The organism is Desulfitobacterium sp. LBE (assembly GCF_007830365.1).
GTDB lineage: Bacteria > Bacillota > Desulfitobacteriia > Desulfitobacteriales > Desulfitobacteriaceae > Desulfitobacterium > Desulfitobacterium hafniense.
The window spans coordinates 1,718,664-1,731,518 of the sequence record NZ_VLKD01000001.1; the positions used below are offsets into that span (position 1 = coordinate 1,718,664).

Genomic DNA, 12,855 nt, shown 5'->3' on the forward strand with positions numbered 1-12,855 from the left:
TTATGCTTGAAGTTCCCTGATCAGTTGTTCATTAAATCCGCAGCCAAGGACATACTCTGTTAACTTATCCTTTATATCCGCCGGCATTTCGGGCTTGCAGTAGCTCTCAAGCATTTTATGTTCTTTTTTCTGGACATTATTGAGGAGACTTTCACCGGGATCACCGGCAACTGAACCTCTTAAGCTGATATCGGGCAGGAAAGGCTCCTTACGGCAATGCTGCATCGTATGCACCGAACTTAAAAACTCTCCGGCTACCCCCACCTCCTGTATCACATCCAGGGCCAGGGTTTCTTCATTAACCGCTAAGCCGGCCACATAGCGTTTGACCATCCCGATGATCTCCAGGTCAACGATAAACTTCTCATAACTCATGGCGTTGTAGCTGTCCATAATCCCGGCACTATGAATAATGACATTTGTTTTTGCCGTATAGGTGGCCAAAAATGTCAGCATGCTTTCATATCCGGCCTGTACCGACAAGGCCTTGGCATCACTGATGGCACCGCCGCCCCGGCAAGGCAGACCATAGGCCTTGGCTAAACGGGCGGCATACTGATAGCACAACGCCCCTTCCGGCGAGCCGCAGGCAATACTTCCTGTTTTCATATCGGAGGTCGTGGATTGAGAACCGTAAATGACCGGGGTACCCGGATTGATCATTTGGGCCACGGCAATGCCTGCTAATACTTCCGCATTGGTGATCGCTATGGTAGCAGCAAGAGTGACCGGTGCCGTCGTCCCCGCCATTGCACAAGCGGCGATAACGATGGGCTGTTTATATTTGTTGAACACCATCATGGTATCCAGCATATTGGTATCCAGCTGGAGGGGGGAATTTGTATTGACTATGGTCAGACATCTGGGTTTCTCCACTAAAGCTTCTTTACCGCCAAATACAATGGCGAGCAGCTCCATCAGCTTCTCTGTATCTTCGGCACTGCCCGAACCCGCAACAAGTACCTTGTCCGAGTGCACTATCGCAGTATAAAGCATGGCCACAATCTGAGACTTTGCGATATCATTAGGCTGAACCACTACTCCGCCATTGGCCTTATGATGCTCTGACTGATGAAAAAGCTTAAGGAATTTAACATAGTCACTCATTAGCGCATCCCGTTTTTTTCCGTCTGCACTGCACACGAAGGGAGAACCATATCCCGGTAAAAGCTCTACATGGTCGCCGCCAACTTCAAAGTCATACTTGGAATTTCTGGCATACATCTTAAATTGGCTGGGAGCCTTGCTCACCCATTCCATCAGCTGGATACGGGTAAAGAAAGCCGTTGAACCTTCGACTTTGACCCCGTTTTCTCTTAAAATGTTTACTACTTCAGGATGGTTGAACCGCATACCTGTTTGTTCCAGGATAATCATCGAGGCTTCGTGAATTTGTTTTAAATCACTATCCATCGTTTCAAGCGCCATCATAGAAAAATCCTCCCTTATCCTGTCAGTTTTTTATCCTGCCAGTTTTTCGCACAGTTCCTTGGCGGCCATGGCATCCGCCGCATAACCGTCCGCACCGATCTGGCTGGCAAATTCCTGGGATAAAGGCGCTCCGCCCACAATAACCTTTAAGCTCTGGCGCAAACCGGCTTCCGTCAAGGCATCGATGGTATCCTTCATGGCCGTCATGGTCGTCGTCAACAGCGCGGACATACCGATGACCTGAGGATTGTGTTGCCTGGCCGCGGCCACGAATTTTTCCACCGAGACATCCACACCCAAATCGACAACCTTAAAGCCGCCGCTTTCCAGGATCATGATCACCAGGTTTTTGCCGATATCGTGGAGATCCCCGGCCACCGTGCCGATGAGAACCGTTCCCTTGGAGGGAATATCCGCATCCTGAATCAAGGGCTTAACCACCTCCATGCCCACGGCCATGGCTCTGGCTGCCATCATAACCTCCGGCACAAACATTTCCCCGGCTTTAAACTTAGGGGCTACGATATCCATACCGGCGATCAGTCCCTGATTGATGATGGTTAAAGGCTCCACTCCACTATCGATAAGCTCCTTGGTGATTTGCCCGGCACTGCCAAAATCCCCCCGGAAAACCGTATCCGCTAACTTCGTTAAATCGCTCATGATTATTCCTCCCTGATCTTTTTTGAAATTTCTTATCCTAGGGTTGACTCAAATTCAACCTATTTCTCTTTATATTTTCTTAAAGCGGCATCAACGTCTTTGTCCAGAACCGGTTCTACATAGTCATCGATCAGCTTCTTCCAGCGGATGTTGGCTCTCTTTTCTGCCGTAAGAGCACCGTCTGCTTCCCACTGGGTGGGATTGTTGCGATCGCTGAGGACCGGGCGGTAGAATTCCTTGCGGAAATGGGTGAAGGTATGAACATGGGTGAGGAATTGGCCCTGGGGACCGACCTCCTTGGTGACATCGAAGGCCAGGGTGTCTTCATTGACCACCACGCCCTGATCAATGCGGCGGACCATGCCGATGATTTCATCATCGATCATCATCTTTTCCAGGGAAACCGTGTTATAGGTGTCGATGATTCCGGCGCCATGCAGGATGAAATTGCCGCCGGCCATTTGGGCCATGCTCAAGGTCAGCATCGACTCGTAAGCTGCCTGAGCATCGGCGCATTTGCTGTCGGAAAGAGCGCCGCTGATCCGGCAGGGCAGGTTATAGAATTTAGCCAGCTGACCGTTGACAAGGGAGAATACCGCATCTTCCGGGGTGCCAATGGCCAGGGAGCCGTTGCTCATTTCCGCATTGGAAGAGGATGCGGAATAGATGATCGGTGTTCCTTCACTGACCAGCTGGGAGAGAACGATCCCGGCGAGAACTTCCGCATTCTGGAGGGCAACCGTGCCGGCCACGGTGACCGGAGTGGTGGCCCCGGCGATGCAGAGGGAGTTCACTAACTGGGGCTGGCGGTGTTCCGCATAGGCGATAATAGCCCCGGCCATTTTGTCATCATAGCTGAGGGGGGTTAAGGTGCAGGGAATGCCGACCACAATGGGCTTGTCTTTAATGGCCTCCAAACCGCCGAAAACGATGGACGCCATCTCAATGTTCCTTTTCGTCATCTCATAGCCCAAAACGGTGGCCATCAAGGGCTTGTCACTGTGTTTCAGGGTCTGATAAACCATCTCCAGACTGCGCATCTCCGGGTCCACGTCCTGAGGCTCACAGGGAATGTGGCTCATGATGTCGATGTTGTTCATCTTATGTTCAAGCTTGCAGAGGTTAATGAAATCCTGCAGCTTAGCTAAACGCCGGCCATTGTCCATATCCATGACAAAGGGCGCTCCATAAGGACCCACATAAGCTGTTTTCTGAGTATTGATCAAAACATTCTTTTCCGGATTCCTGGCGTAAAGTGTGAAGGAAGCAGGAGCTTTCTTTCTTTCCCTTTCCACCATAGCTCTGGGGAAATAGACCTTTTGCCCATCAACCCTGGCCCCTCCTTTGGCCAGAATTTCCCGGGCCGGAGCATAACTAAAAATCACACCCACTTCCTCCAGAATCCGTAAGCTTGTCTCGTGGATTTGTTCAATTTCATTCTGTGACAGAATCTGATACCTTTGCATCGCTGCAACCTCCCTTAAATTTTTTATGACCCGCCCTAAATTTATGCAAAATTCATGCCATTGAAAAAAGTCAGAATTATGCTGTTGCCTTTGTCCCTGAGAGCAGGCTTTTGACTAAAATCGTTTAGAGTTCACAACGATTGTCTAATAATGTTTAGTATTGTTTTGAATTTCTGGAAAATTTGTGCATCAAAAAAGGGGTTAGTTTTTTCAACTAACCCCGCTCATGGCCGGTAAAATGCACTAGGTAATTTTATATTTTTTAATCCTGTAGATCAGGGACTGACGATGCATCCCCAACTGCTTGGCCGTTTTGGAAACATTCCCTTGATTCTCCATTAAAGCCTTGATGATCTGCTCTTTTTCTTTCTGAACAATGGCTGAAAACACACCGGTACTTTCCGGTTCCGGAGGTTTACTCTCTCTGTTTCTATCCACAGGCTCTTTGGGGGGGCTGCTGCCCTGGGCTCCATGATTCGCTGCATTATCGATTGAAAACAGATACACCGGCAGATGGTCCTTGCTGATTCTAAGATCCTCATCGGTAACGAAGTTCATGGCCGATTCGATACAATGCTTCAGCTGCCTGACATTGCCCGGCCAGGGGAATTTCAGGAAAAAACCCAATACCTCATCATCAAGGGCCAGGATATGTTTCCGGAAGCGCTCATTAAACACGGAAATAAAATGATTGGCCAGCAGGAAAATATCGCTTTTGCGCTCAGCCAAACTGGGGATCATAATATTGACCACGGCCAGGCGGTAGAAAATATCCTCCCGGATCTGTTTGCTGCTGATCGCCTCCTGAGGGGGAGTGTTGCTGCTGCTGATAATACGCACATCGACTTTAATGCGTTCATTACTCCCCAGATGAGCGATCTCCTTTTCTTCCAGGACGCGCAGCAGCTTTGACTGTGACACCAGGGGCATGGAATTGATTTCATCCAAAAACAAGGTGCCCCCTTCCGCTTGCTCGAAAAGACCTTTCCGCTCCAAGGCCCCGGTATAAATTCCTTTCGAAGTGCCGAAAAGGATGCTTTCCAGAAGGGTTTCCGGAATAGCGGCACAGTTAATGGCCAGGAAAGGTCCTTTGTTCCTGTCGCTGTTCTGATGAATACAGCGGGCAAAGAGCTCTTTGCCGCTGCCCGTTGCTCCGGTCAGCAGCACGGGAGAATCGCTTTTGGCAGCCCTGATGGCCATTTTCTTGCATTCCTTAAAGAGAGGATGCTCGCCAATCAGGCTGTCGATGCCAAACCCTTCGGAATCACCTGTCGGTGAAAACATCTCTTTCTGAAAGCGGATATTCCGCTCGATAACCTCCATAAGATGGGTCACATCTTTTTGGATGGTATAGGCGCCAAACTTTTTCCCGTCTAAAAAAATGGGACGGGCATTGCAGATTTGATAAATCTCACGGCCATTGACATCATAGCGGAAACTTATATCCTCCAAAGGCTTTTCAGAAGTTAAGGCCCTGAGCATCGGGCTTGTTTCCTCATCCAAGCCATAAATCTCAGTGACAGTACGTCCGTAAAGCTCTTCGTTGGTATAACCATCCAGCCGCTCGGCAGCTTTGTTGACATAGAGCAATCGGCCATTAATATCACAAAAATAGACTGAGGCATCAATCGTATTGAGTATATCGAAGAAAAATGGGTATTGAGCTATGATCTCCTTGAGCCTGGTCTTCATGCCATCACCTCATTCTGTCACGTTATAATTCAGAAGGGGCTTTAGAGGTATGTCAATAGTTCTTTCTGATGAAAATTATGGGATACTCCCCATCTTGTTCATCTTACCATGACTCTATTTTTGCTGTCCAGCTAAGGCGCAAAGCGTGATAAAGTTGCCTCTTTCAATAACAGCTGTTTCACTTTTAAATATAGATGGACAGATTGACCGTAATGGTAATCACTTCATACCGTTTAATTTCGGAAGCTGAACAACTCTGAAAATCAAAAGGAGGCGTATTTTCATTAGAAAATACGCCTAGTCCGCTCTCAATCTTAAACATGAATCATGTCAGGAATCAGAAGCTTCTGGCAAACAGATCATCCTCATCGTCGTCACCTTTTAAGGACAGATCCTGATCTGCGGAAGCTACGCATGCTTGTTGCATGGCTGGATAGCCGATGGTTCCTTCAACGCCCACGACATGCTGCACTTCGCAGGACGCAGCTCCGGGAACACGGAATTTCCGGATATCCAGCATGGGCACAGGAGTTTCTTTCGGTTCAGGAAGCTGCGGCACATAGCTGTAAGGATAACGGTAAGCACGGTAATAAATCGTGGCCGGATTATCATTAAAGGGCGAGATAAACTCCCAAACCACTTCCTTCATCCGGGTTACCTCAAAGAAACGTCCCCCGCACCCTTCCGTAATCAAGGTATTGCCATTGGGAAGGCGTTGGGCCGCACTGGTTAAAGGACTGTAGAAGCGGTAATCGGAAATTCCGGGCTGTCCGTAATCCATCAATTCGCTGGCCTTGAGCTGCCACACCACTTCCATGGTGACCGGATTCAGCTCAAGGACCCGGGAACGATCGGCCATGTCTACTTTGGTTCCATCTTTCGAGACATTATTGGGGGCGCCATAGCCCGCCCAGCCTCCGTTGTCAAAGATCAGGATGTTGCCGGCACCGGGAAGACCTTGGGGGATCATATGAACATGGTGTTGCCCGATGATTTGGCCGATCTTTCTCAGCTTTTTATCCTGAGCAAAATCCGGCCCCATTTTCCAGACCACTTTGCCGGTTTCTTTGGAAATGATGGCCATAATATTGGCTTCACGGGCATCCCAGATAATGTTATCGGGATGGAACCGCTCATCCCCTTGATCATACCATTTGTTAGGACCCAGGATACTGGCGGAATTAATATGCATCCAGTCCCCCATGCCGCCCCCGGCCTCATGCATGTTGGGATTGCGGTAAATAGCTAATTTCGCCGCTGCGCTGAATCCATACTCATGAAAATGATCGACGGCATGCCATTCCCAGACGATATTCCCATCCCAGTCCACTTCAATGATCACATCATCTAAAAGCTGCTTATCCGAGATTTTTTTGTGATAGCAATTTTGATGACTAAGGATTAGGGTGTTGCCACTGTTGGTCTTGCACTCCATTCCCGGAACATAATACCCCACAGGGTTTCCCTCTCTTTGATAGTCATGATGCTGACGGGCCATCCACTGGGGCTTTTCCCCTTCATCTTCAATATACTCCTTTTTAGCAAATTCCCAAACCACTTGGCCATCCCAGTCCACTTGAACCAGGTCAATTTGATCCTGATAGCCGAATTTGCCGTTCCTCCGGCCACGGCTGCCCATCACATAGCCTCCGGGGAGCAATTTATTGGGAAATCCATGCAGATCCTTAAAGACGCGAACCACATTCCCATTCATATCGATTAAAACGCAGCCTAAACCGGGGGCCTGCATAATGGTATAACCATTAAAGCATTTTTCAGGATTATAGATGGTCACTCCGGTAGGATGCACAAAAGGCTGACCCATTTCAACCACACTCCTTATTCTTTAATGAAATCCGGGAATTCCCTTTTGCCTGAGCTTCTTAATTTATTCACCTATGAATCATTCACTTGTTAATGATCCTTCACTTATCAATTATCCTTCACTTATCAATTAAGGAAGGAATCGTTCCCTGAGTCCTTCACCTCAGGAGCAGGCTTGCGTATGGGGGAGTTGTCCGCCCGCCAGATGGCAAAACCCGTATAGCCATAGATTATGGAGAATATGGGGACAATCCAGCACATAAAGGCATAGGGGGCGTATTCATAAGCACTGACGCCGAGGACGCCCAGGATATAAAAAGCATGCACGCTCCAAGGCAGAAGGGGGCTGGCAATACAGCCGCTGTCTTCCACGGTTCGGGAAAGAACCCTCAAGTGCAATCCTCTTTCCTTAAATACAGGTGCATAGGCCCGGGCGGGAATAATCATGGCAATCGCCTGGCTTCCTGTCCCGATCAACATGATATAGCTGGCAAAAATGACTGAAACAATGAGTCGTCCAGTCGTTGTCGCCCACTTTAAGCTGGCATCAACAATAACTCCCAGCACCCCGATTTTCTCCAACACGCCGCCAAAGGAAACCGCTGAGATCAACAGCATCACTGTGCCGGTAATACTATTGATTCCCCCACGGGTAAGCAGGGAATCCAGTTGTGCCACACCGCTGCTGCCCACATAGCCCTTGATGGTTGAGTTAATAATTGCAATCATGGACTGCCCCTGGAATAAGGCGGCCACAATGGCCCCGAGCACAACCGATACCATAAGCAAGGGGACTGCCGGAACCCGGCGATAAGCCAGAAGGATCAATAACACAGGCGGCACCAAGGTCCATAGGGAAAGATTAAAGGTCGTTTCCAGTGATTGCAGGAGAATGGTAACATCCGCTCCCAAATCGCTGCCGCCGCTGTGATTGATACCCATGATGATGTAAATGACGGCGGTTACTACCGCGGCAGGTATAGTGGTCCACATCATCGAACCAATATGGCTGAATAAATTCACTTCACAAACAGAAGAAGCAATATTGGTTGAATCGGATACCGGAGACATCTTATCCCCAAAATAAGCTCCGGAAACGATGGCACCCACTACTAAGGGCAAGGGATAGCCAAGAGCCTGACCAACGCCCAGTAAGGCAATACCGACTGTTCCCATGGTGCCGAAGGAGCTTCCTGTTGCCGTTGAAGCAACAATACACAGTAAGAACGCTGTCACCAGATAACCGGACGGGGAAATAAGCTTTAGCCCCCAGTAGATAATCGTCGGAATAGTACCGGCAAGAATCCACACACCAATAAGCATACCTACAGCTATTAATATTAAAATCGCGATATGAACCCGGTAAATAGAATCAAACATCCCTTTTTGCATTTCATCCCAGGAATAGCCCCAAAGCTTACCAATCAGGCAGGCAATTGTTGTGGCAATAATAATGGGAAGAAGCGCAGGCAGCTTGGCAAAAACTACCCCCCAAAGGATAACAAGTACCGGAATGATAAAAGCTACGACAGCCAACATAAGCCCTGGTTTTTTTCTGCTACCATCATTATCCATTAACTGACCCCCATTCAATTATAATTTAACTCCATGCATGGACCCTTCTAAGGCGATTATATTATCTGAATCTTTCTAAATCTGTTGTCGGATTAACATCTTGAAAATTTATTTTATTTTTTATCCTTAAGTTTTTAAAATCTTATCCTATTCCATCGAAGAGCAATCATAGCAAAAGGGAGTACCGCCTGCCGCCTCAAAAAGCAGCCAAGGGGTACTCCCTTCATGAATTGTCCGGCTTAGGGGTGCTCAGGCTTCCATAACCTCTTTTAATTTCTCCGGATCATGGATGATGATAAGATGGGTGTGTTCTTTTAAGGCCTGGATCTCTTTCAAATGCTTCAGGGCCTGATTGACCGTCACCCGATGCATCCCCAGGGTATTGGCTATATCCTCCTGGGTCAGAGGAATGGATGAACTTCCTCTTTTATCCTCAAGGATACGTCCTTGATGGAGAAGATAAATCAATTTAGCCACACGGGCAAGGGGTTTATTAAAAACGCAGTCTTCCACCTGGGTGGATAGGATATGAACCTTGCGGGAAAGGGTTTTGATAATAGATATGGTGAGGTCAGGAAATTTGGGGATGATCTCCTGCATAATTACCTCCATGGGATAAATATATATTTCACAATCCGTGACAGCAAAAAAGTTGTAGTCACAGGGTTTGCGATTAAAAAAAGGCGTCTCGCCGAAAATAGACCCGGCTTCAATATACCAAAGAATTTTTTGACTGCCGGAAGGACTCTGGGCAACTGTTTTGATCCGTCCCTTATGCAAATAATAGATGTAGTCTATTTGATCACCGCTATGGATAATGATTTCCTTCTTTTTGAATCTTTTAAACATCCCATGTGCAGCAGGGGCAGTCCAGTTAGCGTGCGGATTTTCGCATATCCAAGGTGAACCCAGCAATTCGAAATCATTTGATCCATCATTCACAAAAATCCCTCCCCCACCTGATTCCGTTAATTGCTTTTAAAATAGCATACTTTTCAAAACCAAGCAATCACCTATTCTCTTTCCGGAATTCTGTAGAATAACGATAAAACAAGGAACCACCAGGAACACATGCCTATTTATCTAAAAATAAAAAATTCTTTAAAAGATGTTAATCTGACAACAGAATAAATAAAAGACAGCTCCTATAATCATTTTTAGAAGGGTGCCAAATCCCGTCGGCAATCTTTTAAACGATAATGAAATGTTAGGAGAGATGATCATGAAAACCTATCCTGCAGAACCCTTTCGGATTAAGGTCGTTGAACCCGTTCGGTCGATGAAGCGGGCAGAACGTGAAGAGGCCATGGAAGAAGCAGGCTACAACACCTTTTTGCTGAAGAGTGAGGATGTCTATATTGATCTGCTCACAGATTCCGGCACTACTGCCATGAGCGATAAACAATGGGCCGGTATGATGATGGGTGATGAAGCCTATGCCGGGAGCAGGAATTTCCTGCACCTGGATCGGGTGGTTAAAGAATATTATGGCTTCAAGCACCTGGTCCCTACTCATCAAGGACGGGGGGCGGAAAACCTGCTCTCCCGGCTGATGATTAAACCCGGGGATTATGTTCCCGGCAACATGTATTTTACCACCACAAGATACCATCAGGAAGCCAACGGAGCTACCTTCAAAGATATTATCATTGATGAAGCCCATGACTCAGCCAACCGGCATCCTTTCAAAGGAAATATCGATCTCAAGAAACTCCAGACCTTAATCGATGAAGTAGGCGCGGAGAAGATTCCTTACATCTGCCTTGCCGTTACTGTCAATCTGGCCGGAGGGCAGCCCGTTTCTCTGGAAAATATGAAGGCGGTCCATGAGCTGGCCCACAAACACGGCATCAAGGTGTTTTTTGACGCAACCCGCTGTGTGGAGAACGCTTACTTCATCAAAAAGCGGGAAGCAGGCTACCAGGACAAGGCCATTAAGGACATTCTCTTGGAGATGATGAGCTATGCCGACGGAGCCACCATGTCGGGCAAGAAGGATTGCATGGTTAACATCGGCGGTTTTCTGGCTATGAACGACGATGAATTATTCCTCAGGGCCAAAGAGCTGGTTGTGGTCTATGAAGGAATGCCTTCTTACGGCGGCATGGCCGGCCGGGACATGGAAGCCATGGCCATCGGGATTACCGAATCGGTGGATTATGCTTATATTGAACACCGTGTGGAGCAGGTGGCCTATCTTGCCGACAAACTGTTAGCGGCGGGGGTTCCCATTGTGGAGCCGGTGGGCGGCCATGCTGTCTTTCTTGATGCCAGACGGTTTCTTCCCCACCTTGATCAGGACCATTTCCCGGCACAGGCTCTGGCCGCCCAATTATATATAGAATCCGGGGTACGCTCTATGGAAAGAGGAATCATCTCCGCCGGACGTGATCTTAAAACAGGGGAAAACCGCTATCCCAAACTGGAGCTGGTAAGGCTGACGATTCCCCGCCGGGTTTATACTTACGCTCATATGGACATTGTGGCCAGGGCGGTTATTGAGCTTTACCAGCAAAGGGAGACCATCAAAGGGCTTAAATTTGTTTACGAACCGGAAATGCTTCGTTTCTTCACCGCCAGATTTGAACACATTTGATTAATGCTTCACCAGCTCATGAATCTGATACTCCAAGGTGGCCTGAACCGATTCTGAGTTCCCGACCACTGTGGCCTCTGAGATATATCCCTTATTATAAAGCAGAGAATAGCTGACAGCGGCAGGAAGGCTGTCCTGGGGAACACTCATGACGCAGCCCCCTACTTTGGCGGCTAAAGCGGCAGCCAATAAAGCGTCTCCCTTAGGCTTTCCCTGAACTGCATCCTGAGGAGAAACTAAACTCGAAGCGATATAAACGGGAATTTCATGGGTGAGGAGATTCTGGAAGATGATCTGCTGGGTTCCATAGCGATCTGCTCCGCCCCAGCGCTTCACAGCGTATTGGCCGCTAAGCTGGGTTTCCACAGCGGAACTGATGATGCCGGTCCCGCCGAGCATCACCACTTCCCCAGGCGAGATTTGCTTTAACCGGTTTTGGGTCTCTTCCGGCAGGCTGTGGGTATCCGTCAGCAAGATGGAAGCTCCTTGGGCTGCCGCAAAGGAGCTTACGGCAATAGCGTCAGGCTCTCCGTATCCGTAAGCAAGATAGACTCTATCTGATGGACCGACCAACTCCGCTATTTGCGCAGCTGTATCATAACGGTTGGCACCTGCCAAGCGCTGGGTGGTTATCCCGAAGGTTTGCAATTCGCTTTCAATTTCGGCGGAGATGGCACCCGTTCCCCCGATCATATAGACTGTTTCCGCCCCCAGATTGAGAATTTCATGAAGAACTTCATTGCTCAGGCGCTGGGAAGGGGTCATTAAAATGGGAGCATCATATTTTTTCGATAAGGGCACGGCGACCATAGCATCCGCCACCACATCGTCCCGGGTCAGAATGACGGTGGAGGCCTTTGCCCATCCGCTTTGAGCCACTTCCACCGAGAGCTGCATGTTATCGGCAGCCTGAGCGCCGATGCGGCTGCCCGGGGTGTAGGCCGGCACAACTTCCACAGTCCCCACCACATGCCCGCCATAGATAATGCTGACAGTGCCCGTCTTTTTGGGGGTGATGGTAAAAGTAAAGGTGCCGTCAAATAACGTAGTGTAGTTCGACGAGCCGGCACCGACTTCTGTCCCGTCCACAGTAAGGGATTGGCGGGCAAGGACTCTGCCATCAGGGTCAGCAATCTTTACGCTTACCTTGCTTTCCGAATGAACCACCGGCTTGCCTGTTAGGGTGATGACCGGTTCAACCACTTTAACCGTCCCGCCGGCATAATTATCATATTGATCCCACAGAAATATGGAGTAGCTGCCCAGCTTATCAAAATTAAAATTGGCTATGGAATAGTTCCCCTGACCCCCGCTTATAGAAACATAAGTCACCTCATCATCAGGATCGGTAATATAGCCGGATACCGAGCCGCTATAGGGATCGCCGTTCAAATCATACAATCGGAAATGGATGGTATCCGCAGAACCGATCACCGTTTGCGCATCCCCTGCATCCACGACTAAATAGGCCAGCACCCCTTTGTTCCAATCCACATCATCATCAGCTGCCCGGACGGTTCCGGGAATTAGGGTTACCAGCAGGACAAACAGGCATACTGCAAGAGCCAGGCTCTTTTTCTTTTTGGCCACTACTCAGATTCTCCTCTC

Annotated in this window: 9 protein-coding genes; 1 reads left to right on the top strand and 8 read right to left on the bottom strand. The window is 48.5% G+C overall.

From position 1 onward, the window contains the following. The 7 genes from DESLBE_RS08215 to DESLBE_RS08245 form a co-directional block, all read right to left on the bottom strand. Positions 1 to 1,431 (bottom strand): trimethylamine methyltransferase family protein, encoded by a 1,431-nt coding sequence (locus DESLBE_RS08215; RefSeq protein WP_005809384.1) that lies wholly within the window; start codon positions 1,429 to 1,431, stop codon positions 1 to 3. 30 nt (positions 1,432 to 1,461) lie between these two features. Next, positions 1,462 to 2,094, bottom strand: coding sequence for a corrinoid protein (locus tag DESLBE_RS08220; RefSeq protein WP_018305090.1), 633 nt, complete (start codon positions 2,092 to 2,094; stop codon positions 1,462 to 1,464). A 59-nt stretch (positions 2,095 to 2,153) separates the two neighbouring features. After that, positions 2,154 to 3,560, bottom strand: a complete 1,407-nt coding sequence (locus DESLBE_RS08225) for a trimethylamine methyltransferase family protein (RefSeq protein ID WP_144676267.1) — start codon at positions 3,558 to 3,560, stop codon at positions 2,154 to 2,156. A 243-nt stretch (positions 3,561 to 3,803) separates the two neighbouring features. After that, complete coding sequence (locus DESLBE_RS08230) at positions 3,804 to 5,252, bottom strand: sigma-54-dependent Fis family transcriptional regulator (RefSeq protein ID WP_005809391.1); 1,449 nt, start codon at positions 5,250 to 5,252, stop codon at positions 3,804 to 3,806. A gap of 337 nt (positions 5,253 to 5,589) precedes the next feature. After that, the gene (locus DESLBE_RS08235; RefSeq protein WP_172625406.1) at positions 5,590 to 7,077 is read right to left on the bottom strand and encodes an aryl-sulfate sulfotransferase; all 1,488 of its coding nucleotides are present in this window, start codon (positions 7,075 to 7,077) and stop codon (positions 5,590 to 5,592) included. Positions 7,078 to 7,202: 125 nt separating this feature from the next. Beyond that, positions 7,203 to 8,651 (bottom strand): Na+/H+ antiporter NhaC, encoded by a 1,449-nt coding sequence (gene nhaC, locus DESLBE_RS08240; RefSeq protein WP_015943625.1) that lies wholly within the window; start codon positions 8,649 to 8,651, stop codon positions 7,203 to 7,205. A gap of 249 nt (positions 8,652 to 8,900) precedes the next feature. Beyond that, entirely contained in the window at positions 8,901 to 9,593 is a 693-nt protein-coding gene (locus DESLBE_RS08245) for a Crp/Fnr family transcriptional regulator (RefSeq protein WP_144676270.1), read from the bottom strand. Positions 9,594 to 9,873: 280 nt separating this feature from the next. Here DESLBE_RS08245 and DESLBE_RS08250 point away from each other — a divergent pair, with 280 nt between their 5' ends. Next, complete coding sequence (locus tag DESLBE_RS08250; protein ID WP_172625407.1) at positions 9,874 to 11,247, top strand: tyrosine phenol-lyase; 1,374 nt, start codon at positions 9,874 to 9,876, stop codon at positions 11,245 to 11,247. Here DESLBE_RS08250 and DESLBE_RS08255 read toward each other — a convergent pair whose 3' ends face one another. Further along, positions 11,248 to 12,837 carry a cell wall-binding repeat-containing protein gene (locus tag DESLBE_RS08255; protein ID WP_144676274.1) on the bottom strand — a complete coding sequence of 530 codons (1,590 nt, stop codon included), beginning with the start codon at positions 12,835 to 12,837 and terminating at the stop codon, positions 11,248 to 11,250. It lies immediately after the preceding gene. Positions 12,838 to 12,855: the final 18 nt, after the last annotated feature.